This window comes from Pseudoalteromonas sp. US3C1013 (genome assembly GCF_048401115.1).
Classification (GTDB): domain Bacteria; phylum Pseudomonadota; class Gammaproteobacteria; order Enterobacterales; family Alteromonadaceae; genus Pseudoalteromonas; species Pseudoalteromonas undina.
The window spans coordinates 3,250,800-3,273,495 of record NZ_CP183075.1; the positions used below are offsets into that span (position 1 = coordinate 3,250,800).

Genomic DNA, 22,696 nt, shown 5'->3' on the forward strand with positions numbered 1-22,696 from the left:
TTAGAGGTTGGGTGTTTGCTGCAACAATACAAAATCATGGTTGGGTGATTATTTGTATTGAATTGCACCGCCAAGTGCTAATTTTTTTCCGTAACGGTTAAGTTTAGCTAGCATTTTTGCTTTGCGATTAGTTGGCTTAACGGCAACGTGAGTTGTGGCTGTTTGGTTAAGTGTATTAATTGGGTTCATTTTATTCGCTCCATGGTTGTGTCTGTTGAAAACATGTGCATTTTGCACGCAGGGTGGTTAAAAATAAAGCGATAAAAATTACTGGTGAAGTATTAGTTTTTTTAATCCGAAATCGTTTTATTAATTTGTCGTTCAACTACTGGTTTATTATTTTTTGTATAATTATTCATCTGGGCTCATTGCTATGTCACTTTTATATGGGGTCTTTTCGGTTTTTTTGAGTTTAAACTGTTTATAAAAAGAGTTTTTTGAATATTTATTCAGATTAAATTATTTTGTATTGGTTGGGCTTAACTTTGCTTTGTTCAAAGATTTAACATGTTATTTATAGGTGGTTAATTATTTATCAGATAAGAGCAGTAAATAAACGATAAAAATAGTGTTGCGAGGTTTTTAAATTATAAAAAAAGTGCCTAGGTTACTAGGCACTTTGGAGTTAGTTGCGTTTTAAAACGCTTCTAACTGGGGAACGTACCATCTCATGAATATAAATCTAAAAAGATGGGTTTAATTATGTTTGCAATTTGGGCTTACAATCATCAGCTTGGGTGGCATTTTAACTATTCTAGAGCGAAGCGAAGATTATACTTTGGTTTGTATTTTACTATGAAGCCACAAAACAATGCTGCACAGCAAGAGTAGATCCGCTCAACAGTCTATTATTTGAGTTAAATGGTTTTAAATCGGGCATAAAAGGCAAAATGCGGCATAGCTTAAAAGCAAATGCCGCAAAGGGAGATTAATGCGGGGTATTATTCTATTAGTGCTGTTTAATAGTAAATAGCTCATAGCCTTTTAATGCAGGAACTTGAGCGGTTAGTTGCGTTTCTTGTTGTGCTATTTCAACAAAATCATCACATAATGAATTTGCACGCTTTTCAAGTGTTTTGGCATGCAGCTCTACTTTTTCTTCTATTTGTGCGCCCATATTTTCCATGCGCTCTTCAAATGCTTGCATGTCACCGCCTGAACTCATTAACTCAGAGCCCAATGCCACTAAAATGCTGCCCATTGATTCCATTACTGCTGATTCAACTGCTGTTTCTATTTGCTTTTCAAACTGCTGTTCAAAGTTTTCACCAAATTGAGTAAAGCTTTGTTGACCCATTACAAAAGTACCTTGCTGATAAAAGGTGCTTTCAACCTCTTGATGAATATCGTCCATTAAGGCTGAAATATTATCGAGGCCGTTAATATTAAACGCATTTGCAACTTCTTCTAATGCTACACCTGCAATTTTAACCCCTTCAAGGGCAATATTGGCCACTTCAGGTAATTGCACGCGTAAATTGTCTGTGTAGTCGGTCATTGCTTGGCGCTGTGCACTATTTAATGCTACTTGCTCGCCATTGATAGACAGCTCACCTTCAGCGGTAAATAGCATGTGCTGATTATTGGCTTTAAAAATTTCTAATTCATTAGGTTTGATGCGCACATCGTTCTTAAATTCAACGTTACATTCATCGTTACTAAATGAAATTGAAGAGTCGCTAGTATTGTGAGCCATTGCTACTGGAGCGCACATTATCGCGCTAATTAATAATAATTTTTTCATGTTTATTCTCTGCTTTTTGCTGATGATAATTAACTTATAACAAGTTTGATGCCAATTATTTTTAATGTTTTAAAACAATGGCTTGAGATTTTTTGAATGCTTTAAAGTCGAAAGTGTACTCATTGAAAATACTAAAATATGGTCAAAATAACCAACAATTAAATGCTAATAAATAAAATTTATCGATACGATAAAAAACTCTCACTTTCCACAATTCAAATTTAACGCTATTTATTCACAATACTGACACAGAGACTATTTAGGATAGCTATGTGGCTTTATTTTGACGTAAATTTGTACAGCTAATTTATGTTGAACATTTTAATTTCACCAATTATCGCGATATAGAAATCCGTAATTGGTCTCAAACACTTTATGGAGTGGGTTGTGGGTAAGACATTTAGTTACGATGCGCTAGATGATGATTTTGTTGAAGACGAATACGAAATGGTCGGGCGTAATCAACACGACAAGAAAAAGCAAAAGGTGAAAAGAAAGTTAGAGGATTACCTTGAGCAAAAACGCTTGCGTAAAAATCTAGGTGAAGATGACTTAAACGATTATATTGATTAAGCTCTCGCTAGTACAAATAATCGTTACAGTTTGTAATAAAGAGGCTTTGTGCCTCTTTGTAGTTTTTTTGGGGTTAAGCCTTAGCTGCAAGCAGAGCTTTTTCAATTACTTTTTCTAGTTTTTCAGGTTTAGTAATAGGTGCAAAGCGCTTAATAGGTGTACCATCTGCCGCTACTAAAAACTTAGTGAAGTTCCACTTAATTTTTCGGGTTAAAAACCCCGGTAGTACAGACTTTAAATAGCGGAAAACAGAATCTGTATGCTGGCCATTTACATTCACTTTTTCTGCGATTAAAAAACTAACCCCGTAATTTATTAAACAACCTTGCGCTATTTGCTCAGCGTCGCCGGGCTCTTGTTGACCAAATTGGTTACATGGAAAGCCTATAATGATCAAACCTTGGCTTGCATACTTTTCATGTAATGCTTGCAATGACTGATATTGATAAGTTAATCCACATTCACTTGCGGTATTTACGATTAATACAACTTTACCTTCAAACTCTTTAAAGTCGATTGGCTGGCCTTGTAGGCTGGTAGTCTTTAGTTGATGGAATGGGTGCATATAAATACGCTTATTATTTGTTTATTTTGCATAGTCTAACCCTTGCGTGATGATCTACAAAGTCTAAGTCACTTTTACAGCGCTTACTGCTAATTTAAAATTAAAAATAGCCCCATACCGGCCAAGGTCGTTAAGTAAATATTATGCGTTTTGTAAGCAACAACAATAGCGACTATGGCAGCACTGAGATAAGGGTTCTGCCAGTTTAGATTAATACCTTCGTCATTTATAAATACAATTGGCACCCAAATCGCCGTTAGTACCGCAGGTGCACTAAAGCTCAAAAACTGTTGCATTTTAGGCCCTACTTTAAATGGCAAGGCGCGGTGTAAGAATAAATAGCGAGTAAAAAAAGTAATACATGCCATTAGTAAAATAGTGGTCATCATCTTTTGTCCCCCTTATTTTGCACTAATCTGGTAACAGCGTAACCTGCGCTCATTGCTATAAGTGCAGAGCATACTAACCACAACTCAAAGCCTATGCTTTTTAATAAAGTGGCACTGATCCCTGCAACAATGACTGTGACTAAAGTAGCTAAGTTTTTAATCCCCGGAATTACTAAGGCAATAAAAGTCGCTGCAATTGCAAAGTCGAGTCCTAGATTGGTGAGATCTGGAAGCATAGTACCGGCTACAATGCCAATTAGAGTCCAAATGTTCCACGCAATGTAAAAGCTAAAACCTGCGCTCAATGCATAAATTAAACGGGTTTTAGTGCGATAGGCGCGCGGGTGGTGCGAAAAAGCAAATAGTTCATCGGTTAATACAAAGCTGACAGGCAGGCGCCAACGCATGGGTTGCTCAATCACTTTGTGACGAACCGCCAAGCCATATAAAAAATGGCGAGAGCTAATAATAAACGTGGTAAAAAGAATGGTTAGTAGAGGGGTATTACCAGCAATGAGCTCAATTGCAACCAGCTGCGCTGCGCCTGCAAATACCAGTAGCGACATGGCTTGAGTTTCAAAAGGGGTAAAGCCATTTTGTATTGCTAACGAGCCACATAAAATGCCCCAAGGAATAACCGCTAAACACAGTGGCAGCATATCTAAAAAGCCTTTTAATACTGGTTTTTTAATTGATTGCATGTGTTTTACTCTGCGCATAGGTGGAAAGACTCATTAGGATACCTTAATATTAAGAAGCTAAAGTAGTTAGCGTTTTAGATGATACTTTTTTTTAGGGAAGGTGCAATGTTTAAGGTAAAAGTGTGGGATGGTTTTTTAAGAAGCTTTCATTGGTTATTAGTATTGAGTATTGCTGCGCTTTATTTTAGTGCAGAAGAAGGCATGATCGAACTTCATTTTGTAGTTGGCTTTTTTACTTTAGCGCTTATTTCAACACGGATTATATGGGGTCTTATAGGCAGTAAAACGGCAAGAATATCGGCATTACTGCATTCTCCTAAATCGGTGCTTGCTTCTTTTAGCGGCAAAAAAATAAATGATGTGGGCCATTCTGCACCAGGTAGTTATATGGTGTTATTATTTTTTATTCTGATCATAGCGCAGCTAATAAGCGGTTTAATGAGCAGTGATGGTATTTTAACTGATGGCCCGTTAGCGCAGTATGTATCGAGTGATACGATTGATTTTGCCAATTGGTTGCACCATATTAATTTTGATATTTTATTTTATGCGATTATTTTGCATGTTGTGGCTATTATTGCTTACAAAGTCCAAGGCAAGCCTTTGGTCAAAGCAATGATCACCGGTAATAAAGCACTAGCAACAAAAAGCTCAGAGCCAGAGACAAAGTCACCATGGGTTGCATGGGTTATATTTTTGCTACTACTAGTTTTATTAATGAGTACCTGGGGAAGTGAGCATTTAAGTTATTTGCTTAGTTAAAAAAAGTGGCGCTAATACAGCGCCATTTTTGTTCTTAATACACCGTATATATTAGTCTTTGAATTGCTTATGACAATCTTTACAGCCTTTAGCCCAAGCACCAAACGCTTTACCAATAACAGCTTTGTCACCGGTTTGAGCTGCTACAGCAAGTTCATCAGCATATTGTTGAAATGCTGTCGCTTTTTTCATGAAAGTATCGTTTTCAGACCATACCGCAGGAAGTGCTGATGTATCACCCTTATCAGTACCTGCGTAAAAAGCTTCCCAAGGCATTTTAGACAATGCCGCTGCGTTATTTGCACGCTGCTTAAATTGCTCTGCATCAAAAGGAATTTTACCCTTGAGCATGGCACCCATATCGCCTATTTGAACTGAAATCATAGAAAATGCAGCTTGGCGATACTCAATCGCATCACTCGGCTCTTTGAATGCAGAATTTGCAGATACGGTAAATGCGCATGTAGATAGTAACGCCCCGATAAATACTTGCTTCAATTTCACTTTACTCTACTCCTTTAAGGGTTCTTTAATTATCTTTGTATCTTAGCGTGCACTTTTGTTTAAGGCAAAGCATAGATATTGCATGAGCATAGATTAATCAGAGATGGAAATATGTAGTATTAATTTATGGCTTTATTGTGAACCTTTGTAAATAGGGTGTTGTTGGTGGTCATTGGGTTGTGTACATTTAGGCGTCATAAAAATAACCAATGAAGAGCATTTATGAAAAACAATATTTTTAAGTTGTCTGCGCTGTCTGCAGCAATAGTGATTTCGCTATCGGGTTGTGGAGGCAGTGATAATGATAATAACAGTAAAGTTCCTGTTGTTACTGATGTAGCACCAAAAGCGAGTGATGTTGTCGTTGTTGATTTAAAGCAATGGATACCTGTTACTGCTGATTTTAAAGCGAGTGATAATGATGGTGATGCACTTACTTTTAGCTTTACTGAAAATGGCGAGGAAATTACCGCGCAAGATGGTGTGTTTAAGTTTAGCCATGGCATGTTAACGGTAGATGGTAACTCGTTTACATATGTTCCTGTCTCAGGGGAAGATGCTGTTATTGACTACACAGTAACTGCAAACGGTAAAACGGCCTCTGCGAAAATTAATATTTCAGGAATTATTGGAGACCCTCTTGCAAATCAGCAATGGCACCTGAATAACACAGGCCAAAAAGCATACTCTCTTAGTCATGAGATGAAACAAGGCTTAATTGATTTATATGTAAATCAGCGTGGTTTTACCGAAGAAAATGCAAAAGCAAGACTAGATGCAGACTTCGCTGAATCAGAAGCAGCAGAACTGGTTGCTGGTGAAGATATGAATGTTTTATCTGCTTATGCACAAGGCGCTACTGGCGCAGGTGTAACCGCTGTAGTAATTGACTCAGGTATGGAGATTCGTCACGAAGATTTAATCGATAATGTATTACCTAACCGCTCTTTAAATTTGGATGCTAATGTTCTTGATCGCACAGATCCAACGAGTACGGCAAATAGTGGTGATCATGGTACAAGCGTTGCGGGCTTAATAGCAGCAAAAGGTTGGAATGGTAAAGGTGGTCGCGGTGTTGCACCAGATACTGGTTTAATTGGTATGAACTACCTTGGCGAGGATAAAATTGCACAAAAGGATTTACTTGCTCACGGCTTCCCAGGTAGCGGTATTAGTACAACGGAAAATATTTCTGCATTTAACCGTAGTTACGGTATTACCGTTCCAGCATTTGTAGCTTATTCGGAATTAGAGGAGACAATTGAATCATATCCCAATCTATATCTTCGTGATGGTAAAGGTGCATTAAATATTAAGTCTAGTGGTAACTCATTCGATGATGGTGGCAATAACCCATATGAAGGGTCTTTATGTACTGACAATGGTGCCAATGATTTAGGGTTAACTTGTTATAATGGTGCATTTGAGCCGAGTCAAGGTCATCCTTATTATTTGAGTATTGCTGCGGTAAATGCAAATGGTAAACATACAAGTTACTCTACAGCGGGTGCCAATGTAATGGTTTCTGCTCCTGCAGGTGAAGCTGGGCGCTGGGCTCCTGCTATGGTAACAACAGACCAAATGACTTGTATTAATGGTTACTCAGGCTTTAATGGTCGTGGAATTACAGCTTGGGCTAGTGTTTATGGTGAAGAATTTGCTGCAAGCCAGTTCCCCTTTGACTATCCAGGCCATGAAGATAATGCAAGTTGTAACTATACATCTACATTTAATGGTACATCCTCTGCTGCGCCAAATGCATCAGGTGTGGTATCGTTAATTCTTTCAGCTAACCCTGAACTAACTTGGCGTGATGTACGTCATATTTTAGCGTCAACAAGTACATTAATTGATCCAGATAATGCTGCTGTCAATTTAACTGTAGGCGCAGGTGAGTTTGCTGCGCATGATGGTTGGGTTGAAAATGCTGCAGGTTATAGCTTTAATAATTTATATGGCTTTGGTCGAGTTGATGCTGGTGCAGCTGTTGCCATGGCTAAATCTTACGAAGCTTCATTAGGTGAACAAGCAATCACGGATTGGAAAGGTTTTGGTTCAGTAGTTGCTGAAAATGCCCTCACATTAGAAATCCCTGATAACAGTGCTACAGGTTTAACGCAAGAAATTGTAGTAACAGAAGAGCTCAATATTGAAGCGATGCAATTTAAATTTGATGTAAGCAATCCAGAAATGGCCTTTGGTCTAGCTGATGGAACGCAAACCTCAGCAGGTAGCGATTTAGCTATCGAAGTGACCTCGCCAGCAGGAACGAGAAGTGTATTGCTTTCATCTAAACAGGCACTATTTCTGCCTGCACTTAATAGCGACTTTAGTTTTAATGCAGGTTATATTTTAAAAGATGCGGTACTAATGTCGAATGCATTTTACGGTGAATCAACCAAAGGTACTTGGACTATTCGCTTACTTGATACGAGCGCTGATAGTTTTGCACTTGATGATAATATTGATAACTTTTTAGATGTAACAGGTATTTCAAATAACGTAGCATTGAGTGTTCTAGAGGGTGTATCTCTTCGTGCATTCGGTCATGCAGATCAAGAGTAAGGATTATAAAATGAAAGTTAAACAATTAATCGTATTGGGTGCAGTTGCGTGTATTTCGTTTACTGCGACAGCAAGCATGAATATCGATAAAGATCTGCAATTACCTAAAAAGCCAGTAACTAAGTTGAAATTTAATAAAGCGGATTTTGGTTCTTACAAAATTGAAAAGAACTTACGTTTAGTGCCTTCAAATGTAGCTTCAGAAGAGCATGTTATTATGCAAAAAGGTGAAATGGCTGTAGTAAGTGTAGAAGGTTCATCTGATACTGTAACTAAGGGGACATTAGTACGTAATATCTTTACTAATAACCTAACTTTACTTTCAGGTAATATTACTGTCCTTCTAAAAGATGGTGTGGACGCAAATGATGCTGCTTTGGCTACAGGGTTGAAGGTAATCTCAGTCTTTCCTGGTACGCAAATTGCTGTTTTTGCTATAAACGATGGTCAAGATATTCTAGCTGCATCAGAGCAACTAAAGGTATCGGGTTTTGCAAAAGAAGCTAAAATAGAAGTGCTTGAAACAATTTATACAGCACAGTAATCTGTTTTAGATAAGTAAAACCCCGAGCAGCGTAATTGGCTCGGGGTTTTTTATTAATCGTTTATATCAATATCAGCGAAAATCATCCCTCGGCGCATACTGCGTGTTGCTAAGAACACCTCCCCCAGTAATGACATAAATGCACATATTAGTAATGCCATGGCACCAACAAAGCAGCTACCAATAGTGACACCTAAGTTAATCGATTGTATGTGTGATAAAAACAAAAGCATAACCACTGCACATACTAATAATGCGCTTAAGACACTTAAACTAAATGCAATATGGATACACCGAGAACGCTTTAGGAGTGCTCTCAGCTCAGTAGTTAAAGACAGGTTAAATTCTTCATCAATACTGACCTTTAATTTTCGCTCTAACTGTCTGGCTCTGTCAGTAATACGCGCCAAGCGATTTGATAATACCCCGAGTGTTGCCGCAATACCCGTAATTAAAAAAACGGGTGCAACCGCTGTTTGAATGACTTTAGCCATTGTTAAAATATTAATTACATCGTTATTCATTAATTTCTCAATTTAAATTTTCATTTACAATTTTTTACAAGCTAAGTGGCTTTTATTTTCCTTTTGAATCAGTGTTTTATGGTTGTTTTTTAAGGGCGTTGTTTTTTTGTGTAACTTTAATGTAGCAATAATGTTGCGCTCGCAAAGGTTGACGTTTTATATTCGCCACATAGTTAAAAAATTAAATATAGTAAATACAATAATACATAACCTATCCTAGGGGAAACAATGTCTAAAAATATAATTAAAAGAACAGCAATAGCTACAGCTGTATCAGGTGCATTTGTGGCAACATTTGCCAACGCAGTAGCTTTGCCTAACGCGACAATTAATTACACCCAAGCAGAAAAAGTAAAAGAGATAGTTGCTGATAAAAAAGCACCATCGGCACATATGATTGTTTTAAAAGCAAAAACCTCAGTTGATGCTGTTGCTGCTGGGACTTATCATGTATCTTCAAATCGAGAAATAACGGCGCAAATTGAGCAGCTTCAAGATATGATGACTGTTGAGTTAAATAGTCTAGATTTTAATGCAAAAGTAATTGGTAAAACTAAGATTTTAGCGCCAACGTTAATTGTTCAAGCAACGCCTGAGGCGTTAGCTGAAATTGCAAAAGATGATCGCGTTGTTAAAGTTTTACCAATGTTCGATCGCGAATTGCATGTTGCAGCAAGCTCTGAATATATCAACGCTAAACCACTTATTACTGACGGTATAGCAAGTGGTAAAGGCCAACGTGTTGCAGTGCTTGATACGGGAATCGACTACACGCATGCGGCATTTGGTGGTGCAGGCACAGTTGAGGCTTATGAAGCAGCTCAAGCTGATCCAACATCAGTTGCATGGCCTCAAGGTATCGTGCAAGGTGGTTATGATTTTATTCGTGATGATGCAGATCCTATTGAAAATGATGCCGCTAATTCACCTTCTACAGGTGATCCAACCAATCATGGTACATCTTCTGCAAACTCAGTAAATGGTATTGCACCTGATGTTGAACTTTACGCTTACTCAGTATGTGGTGGTGGTTGTCCTGGCGATGCACAAGCTGCTGCTCTAGAAGCTGCAATGGATCCTAACGGTGATGGCGATATTTCAGACCGCGTTGATGTAATGAATATGTCATTAGGTGGTGAGTTTGGTGACACTTACACCGGTGGTGGTACACAATACTTAGTTCAACGTGCAGTTGAGTTAGGTGTGAATATGGTTATTTCTGCTGGTAATGATGGCGATAATCCTTTCCGTGTTGGTGGTCCAAGTACTACACCTAACGCACTATCTGTTGGCGCTATGACTCACCCAACAACTGAAGTAGGTGTTGCATCTGGTACTGTTGCTGGCGTTGAAGGTAATATCCAGGCATCAGGTTTTGGTCCTCAAGAAGATTTTGCTATTTCAGGTGCCGATATTGAATTAGTTTATCCTGAAACAAACGCAGATGGTTGTGCTGAATTTGCTGCAGATGTTGACTTTACAGGTAAAGCAGTATTAATTGACCGAGGTTCATGTAACTTTACGGATAAAGTTTTACATGCTCAGGCTAAAGGTGCTGAGTTTGTAATGATTGCAAATAATGAAGATGATGGTACCCCTGCATCTATGGGGGGCTTTGATGCCGCGGTTACAATTAAAAATATAGGTATTAACTTTGCTGCAGGCTCTGCTTTAAAGGCGCAATTAGCTGCAGGCGGTCCTGCTACATTTGATATTAGTGTTGAAATAAAAACAACTGCAGGTGCTGTTGCAACATTCTCATCTCGTGGTCCTTCTATGGATGGTTTATTAAAACCAGAAATTACAGCGCCAGGAACAAGTATAATGGTTGCAGCTGCAGGAACTCAGGATAAGCTAGCTCCTGTAAATGGTACATCTTTCTCAGGCCCAATTACAGCCGGTGCTGTTGCAATGATTCGTGAAGCACACCCTGAGCGTAATGCGTTTGAGATTAAAGCAACAATTATGAATGCAGCAAACTTAAACGTAACTAATGAACCTTTAGCGATCAATCCTGATTCAGAGCTTGCGCCAATTAGTATGATAGGTGCTGGTTTAGTTGATGTTACCAAGGCAGTTAATTTACCAGTTGCTGCTTGGGTAAATAATAGTGAGTTTGATACTAAACAAGCTGCACTATCTTATGGTTTAGTAAGTGTAGCAGAATCAGGTTCAATTACTAAAACAGTGACAGTTAAGAACTTCTCTGCAGATGCAAAAACTTATAACCTTCGCATAGAAGCACGTTACCAAAGTGATATTGATACGGACGCAGTTAGCTGGGATTTCCCTGAATCTATAACAGTACCAGCAGGTCAAGCGATTAACTTTGATATTACAATGATGGTTGATCCAAGTAAATTACCTGCATGGGAATTAGAAAATCCATTTAGTGCAGATGATATTGAAGCAAGAAGCGCGGCATTAACATCAGTAGAGTTTGATGGTGCGTTAGTATTTGACGATGCATCTACAGATGGCGATCACGATTTACATGTTGTTTATCATGCAATGCCAAAAGCCGTGACTCAGTTGAGCTTCTCACCTGAAATTATTAATAATGAAATGGCGTTAGTTGTTGAAAATACAGGCCAAATTGAAATTTTCCCGCAAGCTGAAAACGTTGCGGCAATGGGAACGAAAAAATCAGTTGAAGACGCTGAATTTAATATCCTAGCTACTACATTCTCAGCAATTAATGATGATTCTTGTGGTTCAGGTATCTTTATTACTTCATCGATCCAGTTACGAGATCCGTTAACTCATACTTTCCAAGCGGGCTATAGGATTGAAATTGATACAGATAATGATGGCTTTGCAGATCAGTTTTTACAAAACCTAAATGACCGCGGTCGTAGAACTGCATTCCCTGGCCGTAGCCGTACATTAATTGGTACAACGGATGGTGCTGGCAATGATGCATGGCAATGGGGTACACCGTTAATACATGAGGCAGGTGGAAATACTATTACCTTTACCGGCTGTTCAGAGTTCATGAATATCGATGCGTCGCTTCTTGGTGAACCAATGAACTTCAAAGTATCTGTAGGTCACCCTAGTTATCAGTCAGGCATTTTCACTGAAACTGATAGCGTAACTGGAACCGCGGTATTTGGTATTCAACCTCAGGTTACAATTTCGCCTTATGGGGCAACTGAAACGGATGAAAAAAATAGCGTAACAGGTTCTGCAGTATTTGATGTTCAGCTTGGTACTGAAATGGCAACTGATGAAGTGGTTACTTCAATCAAGCCAGGAGAAAAAGCGGTAGTATCAGCAAATGGTCCTTTTGTACTATCATCAGGTACTAACATTATTAAAGTGATGGCAGCTAAAGACCTAGAATTACCAGACGTTGAAGCACCAATGTTGATTGGTGGTGAGTTTAGTGTTTCTGAAGATGCAGCTGATGGAACCGTGGTAGGTGCGTTTACTATTGAAGAATCAGATTTAGACTTGGCTGTTTCAGAGTACTACGTTCAATCTAATACAAACCTTGGTTTTGCAGTTGATGCAGAAGGCCAAATTGTGGTTGCAGATACAACTTTATTAGCGGGTGATACATCTGCAGAAATGGAAGTTGTTGCGATTGATGTTCGTGGTAATGTATCTGCACCTGCAATGGTAACAATATCCGTTACTAAAGTAGCACCTCCTGTTGTTACTCCTGAGCCTGCTAAGAAAAGCTCTTCAGGTTCATTAGCTTGGCTAACATTGCTAGTAGCGCCATTTGCATTTATGCGTCGTCGTAAGCAAAAGTAATTAAATAAATTAAATAAATTAAATATTAACTAAAGGGAGCTTCTGCTCCCTTTTTACATAGCTTCACAAACTAAATCTCCGTGCTATTAAATATTAGGTATATTTAATAAAAATAAAAACTACAGAGATTCCAATCAATGAAACACACCCCATTTGTTCTTACTTTTATATCCTTAGCTATTTTAGGGGGATGTAATAAAGCCCCTGATGTTGAGCAATCATCAAAGGTTGAAAATGTAGCTGCTCAAACCGAAGTCATGCCGCCGATTGCGAAGAAAGTGCCATATGAAATGACAATCCATGGCGATACTCGCATCGATGATTATTATTGGATGCGTGATGATGAGCGTAAAGCTACTAAGGTGATTAGTTACCTTGAGGCTGAAAATGCTTACACAGATGCAATGCTTGCGCATACTAAAACACTGCAAAGTAGTTTATTTGAAGAGCTTAAAGGGCGAATTCAAAAAGATGATGACTCTGTTCCAGTAAAAGACGGAGAGTACTATTACTCGTCGCAAACTCGCGGCGATAACGAGTATGCTACTTATTTACGCAGTAGTGATTTTGCAGGCACCGATCAGGAAGTTATTTTAGACGTCAATGAACTAGCTAAAGGCCATGACTATTTTGCAGTTAGTGGTCTGAGTGTCAGCCCAAATGATAACTTAATGGCGTATGGTGAAGATACGGTGAGCCGCCGTGTTTACAATATAAAAATTAAAGATTTAAACACTGGTAAATTATTAGAAGACACGCTTGAAGGCACCAGTGGTTATGTTGTGTGGGCGAACGATAATAAAACTGTTTATTACATTAAAAAAGATGCGCAAACCTTACTCGGTTACCAAGTTTATCGTCATACGCTTGGTACACCACAAAGCGATGATGAGCTTGTATACGAAGAAAAAGATACGAGCTATTACACTGGTATGAGCAAGAGCAAAGACGGCTCAGAAATTTATATTTGGCATAGCAGTACTGATGCATCGGGTTTGTCAGTACTTAGTGCAAACGATATAAATGCTAAGCCAAAGCGCTTAATTGAGCGTGAAGCCAACCTTGAGTACAGCATTTCCAAATTAGGTAATACTTATTACATTGTGACTAATTTAAATGCGGTTAACTTTCAGCTAATGAAGGTCGATATTGATAAAGCCGGTGATAAATCGAATTGGCAAAGTGTGATCCCTGCGCGCGAGGATATTAAACTTGAAGGCGTAGAGTTATTTAATGACTACTTAGTATACCAACAACGCGAAATGGGCCAATCAACACTGATTGCACGTAATTTAACATCGGGCAAAGAGTTACCACTAAGCTTTAACGACAGTGCATATACAATTAATGCGTACGGTAACAACGAATTAGAAAGCGATACGCTGCGCGTTTACTACACCAGTATGACCACTCCGGGTTCATCTTATGATGTTAATTTGGCCACTGGGGAAAAAACATTATTGAAGCAACAAACGGTATTAGGTGACTTTAACGCGGATAACTATGCGTCTGAGCGTATTTTTGTCACAGCACGCGATGGCGTAAAAGTACCGGTGAGTTTGGTGTATCGAAAAGAGCTATTTAAAAAAGATGGCACTAACCCATTATTGCAATACGGCTATGGTTCGTATGGTGCAACAATGGATCCTAGTTTTTCTTCTGCACGATTAACGTTGCTTGACCGTGGTTTTGTATTTGCAATTGCCCACGTACGTGGTTCGCAAATGTTAGGGCGCCCGTGGTACGAAGCGGGTAAATTACTCACTAAAAAGAACACGTTTAACGACTTTGTAGATGTTACTAAGTCATTGGTAGCCCAAGGTTATGGCGATAAAGAGCAAATTTTTGCCCAAGGTGGCAGTGCTGGTGGTTTATTAATGGGCGCAGTGGCAAACCAAGCGCCTGAGCTATATAAAGGTATGGTGGCTGCGGTTCCATTTGTTGATGTGGTTACTACTATGCTTGATGAGACTATTCCGCTTACAACTAACGAGTATGGTGAGTGGGGTAACCCTAACGAGAAAGAATATTACGATTATATGTTGTCGTATTCACCGTACGATCAAGTTAGTAAACAAGACTACCCTAATATGTTAGTAACAACAGGTTTGCACGACTCACAGGTTCAATATTTTGAGCCAGCAAAGTGGGTTGCAAAGCTGCGTGACTACAAAACAGATGATAATAAACTACTATTTAAAATAGACATGGAAGCTGGCCATGGAGGTGCGTCTGGTCGTTTTAAACGCTTGGAGGACACGGCACTTAACTATGCATTTATGCTTGATTTAGCTGGTAAAAATAAGTAATAAAATAAAAGCGTAGCTTTTTAAGTGACCCCCAGTAGTTGTATATTGTAATTACTGGGGGTTTTTTATATTTGAATTGCCGCCAATTAAAGCTGCTTGGTATTAGCGCAAAATAGTAATAGTATATTGAGTTAAATTACGGTGTTTTACGAAAAGGGAAAATGTAATGGAACAAAATCAAGAGATTAAAGTCGTCAATAAAGATGACCGCACCTGGGCAATGCTATGTCATTTAAGTGCATTAGCGGGGTTTATTGTGCCATTCGGCTCGGTGCTAGGTCCCCTTATTATCTGGCTAATTAAAAAAGATGAAATGCCTATAGTTGATATACACGGTAAAAAAGCGCTTAACTTTCAAATTACTATGGCTATAGCTTACTTTGTGTGTTTTTTACTAATTTTTGCAGCTGTTGGTTTACTACTGTTACCTATGGTCGCTATTTTTTCATTTGTGATGGTGGTTATCGCAAGCGTGAAAGCCAACGATGGTAAAGAGTTTAATTACCCCCTTAGCTTAAATTTAATAAAATAAGCGTTTTGATTTAAGTTAAAAAGTCGTTCAAACCCAGCTTAATTGCTGGGTTTAGTTTTTAGTCATAAGGGAAAAATGCTCTATATAACATTATTTTTTACAGCATTTATATCGGCTACGTTATTACCCAGCTCGTCTGAAGTATTGATGGGTGGGATGATAATGCAAGGTAATACTAACTTATGGCTAATTTGGTTTGCAGCAACCTTAGGCAATGTATTAGGCAGTTGTGTTAATTATTGGCTTGGAACACAAGCATTACGCTTTAAAGATAAAAAATGGTTTCCAGTTTCTGAAAAAGGGCTCAAAAAAGCGCAAAAGCAGTTTAATAAATATGGGATATATAGCTTACTGTTTGCGTGGTTACCTATTGTTGGCGATCCACTAACTGTTATTGGCGGCGTGTTTAAAGTGCGATTTAGTATGTTTTTAGTGCTAGTAACACTCGGCAAAGGGCTACGTTATTTAGCTGTAATAGCCCTTGCCGTTGGATTATTTGTGCCAGTCCAGAGTTAGCGACACAGAGTCTGCAAAGCGCAGCGCATGAGGTTTATCCACTCGGGCTTTGGCGTAATTTACACTTGGGTGCGAGTGGCAAACAGCAAGAATTTCAGCAACTAATTTTTCTAACAATAAAAAGTGACCCTGTTCAACTAAGCTAATTACTTCTTTAGTAATTACCTTGTAGTTAAGTGCTTGTTCTACTTCATCAGTTTCACAAGCTTGATCAGCCGGATAATGAATTTCTAAATTAATGACTACATCTTGTTTTTTTTCACGTTCATCAGGATTAAATCCAATAAACGTGCGTAGCCGTAAGTTAGTTACATTAATTATTGCGTTTGCCATAGATTATCCTTTGATCAGCTGTAAAAACTCATTACGTGTTTTCGGATCGGCTCTAAAGTTTCCTAGCATTACCGAAGTACGCATGCTTGAGTTTTGCTTTTCTACACCACGCATCATCATACACATGTGCTTTGCTTCAACAATTACACCTACACCTTTGGCACCTGTTACTTCTTCAACCGCTTTGGCAATTTGATGGGTTAGTTGTTCTTGAATTTGAAAACGGCGAGAGAACATATCCACAATACGTGCAAACTTAGACAAACCTAATACTTTGCCATCAGGAATATAAGCGATATGACAGCGGCCAATAAATGGTAATAAATGATGCTCACACATAGAGTAAAGCTCTATGTCTTGTATTAATACCATATCGTCAGCATCTGAGGTAAATACTGCATTATTAGTGATTTCGTTAAGCGTTTGGCGGTAACCTTGAGTTAGGTACTCCATCGCTTTTGCAGCGCGTTTTGGAGTATCGAGCAACCCTTCACGTTCTGCATCTTCACCGACTGCGGTTATAATTTTTTGATAGCTTTCTTTTAATTCGTTATGCATAAGTTTCTCGTTTATTTAGATGACTTACTTAAGATGGCGACCACCATCAACAGGTAAAGCACGGCCCGTGATGTAATGGCTGTTCAGTAGTAGGTCGATACTATTGATAATTTCTTGGCATCCAGGTTCGATACCCATTAATGATTTTTTTAAAGTTTTAGCGCGATACTGCTCATCATCATGTTGATTAAAAATAATTAATGATGGTGCGACTGAATTCACTTTAATATTCGGTGCATATTTAGCACTAAATGATTTGGTTAAGTTATCCAAGGCGGCTTTACTGGCCGCATAGGCTAAGTGTTTTGGGCTACCAGTTTCCACTACGTAATCAGTTAGATGAATAATGTCAGCGGGCTTTGCATGAGACGCCTGATAATTTAATAGTAAATCTGCACAGCGTAAGTTTACCAAGTACGGTGTTTTTGCATGAATGCGCATCATATTGTCAAACAGCTGCTCAAACTGAGGGTTGTTAGCTTCACAGTCCCAGCTTGATGCATTATGAATTATCGCGCTTAGTGAGTCAGTCTGTGCTTTAAGTAATGTAATAAAAGTATTAATACCCTCATCAGAACTAAAGTCAGCATAAAGACAGATCGCCCCTTGTTGTTCTAGCAAATCTACTGCTTTATGGCGGGTACGATAAGTAATAATGACCGCTTGCCCTTGGGCTATAAAATGCTGTGCAAGCGCAAGTCCTATACGTTGTCCTGCACCAGTAATCAAAATAGGGGGGGTCATAAAATATAAAACTCTCTGTTGGCAAGCGTTAAGGTTAACCGTTAAAATTTAAGCCACTTATTTTCACGCCATTTTTACGTAAAATATAAGCGGCTCGATCAGTTAAATCACACTTATAATATTGATTTAAAAAGCATCGTATATTGTTGGAATAGGCTGGCGCTTATGCTGCGTGCGTTGGTAAATTGCAATCAGTGTTTGCTCCACATGCTCAGAGACTGGTTTACCTTCTAAAAAGTCATCAATTTCTTCATAGCTTAAGCCTAGTGCTTCCTCGTCAGTTAAACCTGGTCTATCACTTTCTAAATCGGCAGTAGGTGCTTTTTCAACTAACAAAGCAGGTGCACCTAATGCTGTTGCCAATGCTCTAACCTGACGTTTAGATAGACCAAACAAAGGTGCTAAATCGCAGGCGCCATCGCCAAACTTAGTATAAAAACCAGTAATGTTTTCGGCGCTATGGTCGGTACCTACAACGAGCCCTTGGCAAAACCCAGCAATTTCATATTGTGCAATCATGCGTTGGCGTGCTTTCACATTGCCTTTAATAAAGTCTATTTTTTCTTGTGTTGGCAATGGCTGATTATTGCCAGCTAAAGTTGCCATCGTTTGCTCGTGCAGTGCGTCGGTTGCAGGCTGAATATTGACTGTCATACGGGTGCTGGGTTTAATAAAATCAACCGCCATTTGTGCTTCGCTTTCATCTGCTTGCACTCCATACGGTAAGCGCACAGCAATAAATTGATACTGTGTATCTTGGTGTTCTTGATTAAGCTCATTAATAGCAAGTTGGCATAATCGGCCACAGGTTGATGAGTCTACACCGCCACTAATACCTAGTACCAGTGAAGTTGAGTATGCGGCTTTTAAACGTGCTTTAATAAAATTTACTCGGCGTTTAATTTCAGCGTTAACATCAATACTAGGCTGAACTTTCATTTCAGCCATAATTTCGGCGCGCATGGCCCGCTCCTTAAAGTTAAAAAGTTTTAATGCTCAAAAAAGAATAGCTATTATGTGATTTCAAATTACACAATTAAAGCCCTATATACTCTTTTATTTGTTTAAGTTGAGCTTTTAGTTCGTTAATTTCAGCAAGTAGATCATTGAGCTCTTGATTCTTTAACTCGTCAGTAATGGTCTGTGTTGCTATTGGCTCATCGTTTTCTGCAGAAGGTACTGTAAATAAGTGGATATAACGGCTATCACGCTTACCAGATTCGCGAGGTAGTTTTTTAACATGGCTGTTTTCAATCAATTGTTCAAGCGATATTTCAACGTCGTCAATACTGGTAAAGTCAGCTAAGCGAGCGCAACGGGTTTTTAATTCACCGGGTGTTTGAGCTCCCCGCAATAATAATAAACATATAATGGCGCGTTGTTGTGCGTTAAATTGTAAGTGGCTAAATTGTGTATTACAAAAGCGATGGTCGTATTTAGATACACGTCCACTAAGACCTTCATCTTCTGTTACCAAGCGTAAGTCGATTAATTCTGCAATGGTAGCCTGAACTTGCTGTTGGCTTAATTCGAGCACAGGAGCGCGATTTGATTTTTGATTACAGGCATTCGTTAAGGCATTTAATGATAGTGGGTAATGTTCAGGCGTTGTTGTTTGCTTTTCCAAGAAACAGCCAATAACTCTTTGTTGTTCAACTGATAACTGCATAATATCCCTTACTTCATCGATTCTATTTTAAGCTTACACTGTTATTTAGCGCTAAGCCATTGTTGCAATTTAGCATGCATAGCAGGGCCATCGAGAGGTTTACTTAAATAGTCGTTCATACCGGCACTTAAACATTTGTCTTTATCTCCGCGCATTGCATTAGCCGTTAGTGCAATAATGGGGATGGTTTGATTCTCTAGACCCGCGAGGCCCTCTCTAATAGCCATGGTAGCTTGGTATCCATCCATAATAGGCATTTGGCAATCCATTAGAATAAGTTGATAAGTGTTTGCGTTTGCTTGGTTTAATTTCGTTAGTGCATCCTCGCCATCCTCTGCAATATCAAAAGTGAGCTCGGCTTGTTTTAATAATGCACAGGCAACTACTTGATTTACTTTGTTATCCTCTACTAACAACACATGGCCTTTCGCTTTTTTAGGTGTATTAATCGCTGGAGGGAGCGCTAACTCTTTGGGCTGTGCTGCCAATGTTACTTTTACCAGCGTGTCATACAAACCAATAGCGGTGAGTGGTTTAAAAATTAAGGCTGCTTCATTGTTTCCATAAAATAAATTGCTTTTTGAATAGCTCATTGGAGCCATAATCAGAATATGACTGTTCACTAAAAAATGTTTCAACTTTTCAGCCAAGGGGTGTGCTACAGGCTCCAAAAAGCTTGTGTCAATAATTGCCACATCCGGCGGTGTTTGTTGATTATTAGTTATATAAGTTTCAACCTCTTTGTAATCACACACAGCACTGACATCTGCGCCCCATAACGTTAATTGCTTTTCGATGATGGTGGCACTCATCTCGCTATTATCAACAATGAGTATTCGCTTTGCTTGTATATGTTGGCAATCTAAATCAAATGCTTGGTCTATCACTGAGGTAATGTTGACTGAAAAAGTAAAGGTGCTGCCTTCATTGGGTAGGCTATATACACTTACTTCGCCTCCCATGAGTTCGCACAGCTGCTTAACTATTGCCAAGCCTAAACCGGTGCCGCCATATTGGCGGGTTGTTGATGCATCAGCTTGAGTAAAAGAATCAAATAACTGTTTTTGCTTCTCTAAACTAATACCAATGCCGGTATCAATAATCGCACATTCTAAAGTCGTATTGGCGAGAGTTTTTTCTATAGTAGCGGTTACTAGTACTTGTCCGTTTTGAGTAAATTTAACGGCATTGGCAATCAAATTATTTAAAATTTGTCGCAATCTATTTGGGTCGCACACAATCTCACTGGTGCTTACATGCGTAGTATCTAAAATCAATTGGGTGTTATTGCTTTCGGCCTTGAGCGCAAACGACTCCACAATTTCGCCGAGTAATTGTGGTAGATTAAATTGAATGCTTTCTATGTCTAACTTACCAGCCTCTATTTTAGAAAAGTCTAAAATATCATTAATAATCCCTAATAAAGATTCTGCTGACGACTGGGCAAGTTTAATATGATGACGTTGTTGCTGATCAAGTGAGGTCGCCTGAATGATATTAAGCATACCTAACACCCCATTCATCGGGGTGCGAATTTCATGACTCATGCTGGCTAAAAACTCACTTTTAGCGATCACCGCTTGTTCAGCGGCTTCTTTTGCCATTACTAGTTCTGCTTCCGTTTCTATGCGCTGTTCACTAGAGTAAAGACTTCCTATTAGTGCGCCGATTGCAATTAAAAAACCTTCTTCGTTTTGCGTCCATGCTCTAACGCTTGCTTGTTCTGCGCATACAACACCAATTGATCCGCTGCCTGCGGGGATCATTACACAGAGCATTGCTTTTATAGATGAAGGTTCTAGGTAGCTTTTTGCTAAGGGTGCGAGGCAAGCTTGTTGTTGAGCATTCTGGGCGCTAAAAACGGCTTTCTTTTCTAGGGTGGTAAAAAAATCAGGAATGTCTTGCTGGCGCCAAGGGGTATTATTATCACTGTTATTTTGGCTATAGCTTGCAATAGGACTCAGCTGAGTTTTATGCTTATCAAACAAGCGAATGCTTACTGTATTCACTTTAAGTGCACGACACACCGCACGAGTAATTAGCTCTTTAGATTCGCTTAATTTACCATTTAATATGTGGTCGCTAATTGTTAGCGACGCTAAAGTTTCGTTAAAGCGGGCTATTTTTTGATCTTCTATTGCTACCTTTTTACGGGCATCAATATTTTGTAATGAGCCGAATATTCTGATGCAGCGTCCATTTTTATGCTCTGCTTCACCATGTATGAGTGCCCAAATTACTTCGCCTTTGGCATTAATAACTTCAAGTTCAGCCTCGTAACTTTCACCGTATTTAACCGCTTTAGTGATCAGTTCAGCCGCCTTATCTCTGCTTTTTCCCTCTTTAAAGTAATATAAATCGGATGACCATTTAGGTTGCTCATCTAAAGGGTATTCAAATATCTTTTTGGTCATGTCTGACCAAAATACCTGTTTTTTTTCTAAATCAAATGACCATGCGCCTACTTGAGCTAGGTTACTCATTACCTCGAGCATTTTTTCGTTTTCGTGTTCTCTATTGAGCATTTTTAAAAACAATAAAAACGCAAAAATAAGCAAACTTAAAATAACACTAATAACAATACGTAATGGCCAGACAGACGACGATGCTGGCTGCCAACCTGTTTTTGGCACTACATAGAGCTGCCAAGCACCGCCTTGGAAATTTAGATTAAACTCAAGCGGATTTTGGCTTGTAATTTCTGGGTCACCAAAGAAAAACTCACCTTGCTTACCTAACCCGTTACGTCCTTGAATGGCAACGGTGTATTTTTTTTGTAATTCGAAAATCCCTGCGTTGTTATAGACTTTTTCTAGATCGAGCACCACAGAAAGCAGCCCCCAAAAAGATTGGTCTTCAGGTAAATAAACCGGCACTCGTGCAATCAAAGCTTCATTGCCTTGAACTAACGTGAGCGGTCCAGCCATTACAATGGTATTAGTATCGCGTGCTTTAATAGCATCATCGCGTTGCGCTTTATTTTCTAAAAAATTGAGTCCAATGGCTTTTTCATTCCCTTTAAGCGGGTAGGTCATTGTGATGACCATATTAGGTGCAGCACCAATATTGCGTAGTTCGTTAGAGGTGTTAAACAGTGGGGCGGCAATTTGCCCAAAACGTGTTTGGCTTAAATTTGGCTCAGCAGCAACGGCTACAGCCAAGCCACGTATTAACTGAATATTTGATACCAAAGTAGCTTCAAGCTGGGCTCTGTAGGCACTGACTTGAGAAAGGACTTGTAAACGGTAAGCATCTTTTGCCCGATTATAATTAAGCCGCTCAAGCACTAAGCTAGTTATTACAAGTAAACTGATTGCAAATAAAAAGGTAAGCTTAAAATTATAAATGGATGTGCGTTTACTTTTGCGTTGTTGCCACATAGGGTGTAATTAAATTGTTAAT

At 39.0% G+C, this 22,696-nt stretch carries 21 protein-coding genes; 8 read left to right on the top strand and 13 right to left on the bottom strand.

Translation table 11 applies throughout. The features are described 5' to 3' along the window. Positions 1–48 precede the first annotated feature (48 nt). Together ACNSN2_RS15180 and ACNSN2_RS15185 are read right to left on the bottom strand one after the other, a co-directional pair. Positions 49–189 (bottom strand): hypothetical protein, encoded by a 141-nt coding sequence (locus ACNSN2_RS15180; protein ID WP_010392563.1) that lies wholly within the window; start codon positions 187–189, stop codon positions 49–51. Between the two features lie 760 nt (positions 190–949). Further along, entirely contained in the window at positions 950–1,744 is a 795-nt protein-coding gene (locus ACNSN2_RS15185) for a YggN family protein (protein ID WP_418607987.1), read from the bottom strand. 387 nt (positions 1,745–2,131) lie between these two features. On the opposite strand from ACNSN2_RS15185, the gene ACNSN2_RS15190 reads away from it, so the two are divergent. Then, entirely contained in the window at positions 2,132–2,317 is a 186-nt protein-coding gene (locus tag ACNSN2_RS15190) for a PA3496 family putative envelope integrity protein (RefSeq protein WP_008108975.1), read from the top strand. Between the two features lie 73 nt (positions 2,318–2,390). Here the strand turns inward: ACNSN2_RS15190 and ACNSN2_RS15195 are convergent, their stop codons facing one another. The 3 genes from ACNSN2_RS15195 to ACNSN2_RS15205 all read right to left on the bottom strand — a co-directional run bounded on the left by ACNSN2_RS15195 (position 2,391) and on the right by ACNSN2_RS15205 (position 3,972). Continuing rightward, positions 2,391–2,882 (bottom strand): glutathione peroxidase, encoded by a 492-nt coding sequence (locus ACNSN2_RS15195; protein ID WP_010392568.1) that lies wholly within the window; start codon positions 2,880–2,882, stop codon positions 2,391–2,393. Between the two features lie 89 nt (positions 2,883–2,971). Beyond that, a complete protein-coding gene (locus ACNSN2_RS15200; RefSeq protein WP_008108977.1) occupies positions 2,972–3,271 on the bottom strand; it encodes an AzlD domain-containing protein in 300 nt (99 codons plus the stop codon). Beyond that, positions 3,268–3,972: an AzlC family ABC transporter permease gene (locus tag ACNSN2_RS15205; RefSeq protein WP_418607990.1), complete on the bottom strand. Its 705-nt coding sequence runs from the start codon at positions 3,970–3,972 to the stop codon at positions 3,268–3,270. The genes ACNSN2_RS15200 and ACNSN2_RS15205 overlap by 4 nt, the downstream gene beginning before the upstream one ends. Positions 3,973–4,077: 105 nt before the next feature. Between ACNSN2_RS15205 and ACNSN2_RS15210 the strand changes: the two genes are divergently transcribed. Then, a complete protein-coding gene (locus tag ACNSN2_RS15210; protein WP_075170882.1) occupies positions 4,078–4,734 on the top strand; it encodes a cytochrome b/b6 domain-containing protein in 657 nt (218 codons plus the stop codon). A gap of 51 nt (positions 4,735–4,785) precedes the next feature. Here the strand turns inward: ACNSN2_RS15210 and ACNSN2_RS15215 are convergent, their stop codons facing one another. Continuing rightward, on the bottom strand, positions 4,786–5,238 hold the full coding sequence (locus tag ACNSN2_RS15215) for a c-type cytochrome (protein WP_418607992.1): 453 nt from the start codon (positions 5,236–5,238) through the stop codon (positions 4,786–4,788). Positions 5,239–5,460: 222 nt separating this feature from the next. On the opposite strand from ACNSN2_RS15215, the gene ACNSN2_RS15220 reads away from it, so the two are divergent. Beyond that, on the top strand, positions 5,461–7,803 hold the full coding sequence (locus tag ACNSN2_RS15220; protein ID WP_418607995.1) for a S8 family serine peptidase: 2,343 nt from the start codon (positions 5,461–5,463) through the stop codon (positions 7,801–7,803). 10 nt (positions 7,804–7,813) lie between these two features. After that, positions 7,814–8,347, top strand: coding sequence for a hypothetical protein (locus ACNSN2_RS15225; RefSeq protein WP_138595996.1), 534 nt, complete (start codon positions 7,814–7,816; stop codon positions 8,345–8,347). A 53-nt stretch (positions 8,348–8,400) separates the two neighbouring features. On the opposite strand, the gene ACNSN2_RS15230 is transcribed toward ACNSN2_RS15225, so the two are convergent. Beyond that, positions 8,401–8,871, bottom strand: a complete 471-nt coding sequence (locus ACNSN2_RS15230) for a DUF2721 domain-containing protein (RefSeq protein WP_138571073.1) — start codon at positions 8,869–8,871, stop codon at positions 8,401–8,403. Between the two features lie 228 nt (positions 8,872–9,099). On the opposite strand from ACNSN2_RS15230, the gene ACNSN2_RS15235 reads away from it, so the two are divergent. The 4 genes from ACNSN2_RS15235 to ACNSN2_RS15250 all read left to right on the top strand — a co-directional run bounded on the left by ACNSN2_RS15235 (position 9,100) and on the right by ACNSN2_RS15250 (position 15,990). Continuing rightward, positions 9,100–12,633, top strand: a complete 3,534-nt coding sequence (locus tag ACNSN2_RS15235) for a S8 family serine peptidase (RefSeq protein ID WP_418607997.1) — start codon at positions 9,100–9,102, stop codon at positions 12,631–12,633. 137 nt (positions 12,634–12,770) lie between these two features. Next, entirely contained in the window at positions 12,771–14,942 is a 2,172-nt protein-coding gene (locus ACNSN2_RS15240; protein WP_418607999.1) for a S9 family peptidase, read from the top strand. 166 nt (positions 14,943–15,108) lie between these two features. Further along, positions 15,109–15,474: a DUF4870 domain-containing protein gene (locus ACNSN2_RS15245; RefSeq protein ID WP_010392586.1), complete on the top strand. Its 366-nt coding sequence runs from the start codon at positions 15,109–15,111 to the stop codon at positions 15,472–15,474. Between the two features lie 75 nt (positions 15,475–15,549). Then, positions 15,550–15,990, top strand: coding sequence for a YqaA family protein (locus ACNSN2_RS15250; protein ID WP_054202893.1), 441 nt, complete (start codon positions 15,550–15,552; stop codon positions 15,988–15,990). Here ACNSN2_RS15250 and folX read toward each other — a convergent pair. The 6 genes from folX to ACNSN2_RS15280 form a co-directional block, all read right to left on the bottom strand. Then, complete coding sequence (gene folX, locus ACNSN2_RS15255) at positions 15,967–16,323, bottom strand: dihydroneopterin triphosphate 2'-epimerase (RefSeq protein WP_008108994.1); 357 nt, start codon at positions 16,321–16,323, stop codon at positions 15,967–15,969. The two genes, ACNSN2_RS15250 and folX, sit on opposite strands and share 24 nt — an antisense overlap. A 3-nt stretch (positions 16,324–16,326) precedes the next feature. Continuing rightward, complete coding sequence (gene folE / locus ACNSN2_RS15260) at positions 16,327–16,881, bottom strand: GTP cyclohydrolase I FolE (protein ID WP_008108996.1); 555 nt, start codon at positions 16,879–16,881, stop codon at positions 16,327–16,329. A gap of 24 nt (positions 16,882–16,905) precedes the next feature. Then, entirely contained in the window at positions 16,906–17,625 is a 720-nt protein-coding gene (folM, locus tag ACNSN2_RS15265; protein ID WP_008468539.1) for a dihydromonapterin reductase, read from the bottom strand. 126 nt (positions 17,626–17,751) lie between these two features. Next, positions 17,752–18,588 (bottom strand): ammonia-dependent NAD(+) synthetase, encoded by an 837-nt coding sequence (nadE, locus tag ACNSN2_RS15270; protein WP_054202890.1) that lies wholly within the window; start codon positions 18,586–18,588, stop codon positions 17,752–17,754. Positions 18,589–18,661: 73 nt separating this feature from the next. Then, the gene (locus ACNSN2_RS15275) at positions 18,662–19,294 is read right to left on the bottom strand and encodes a YceH family protein (RefSeq protein ID WP_418608003.1); all 633 of its coding nucleotides are present in this window, start codon (positions 19,292–19,294) and stop codon (positions 18,662–18,664) included. A 41-nt stretch (positions 19,295–19,335) separates the two neighbouring features. Further along, positions 19,336–22,674, bottom strand: coding sequence for an ATP-binding protein (locus ACNSN2_RS15280; protein WP_418608004.1), 3,339 nt, complete (start codon positions 22,672–22,674; stop codon positions 19,336–19,338). Positions 22,675–22,696 lie beyond the last annotated feature (22 nt).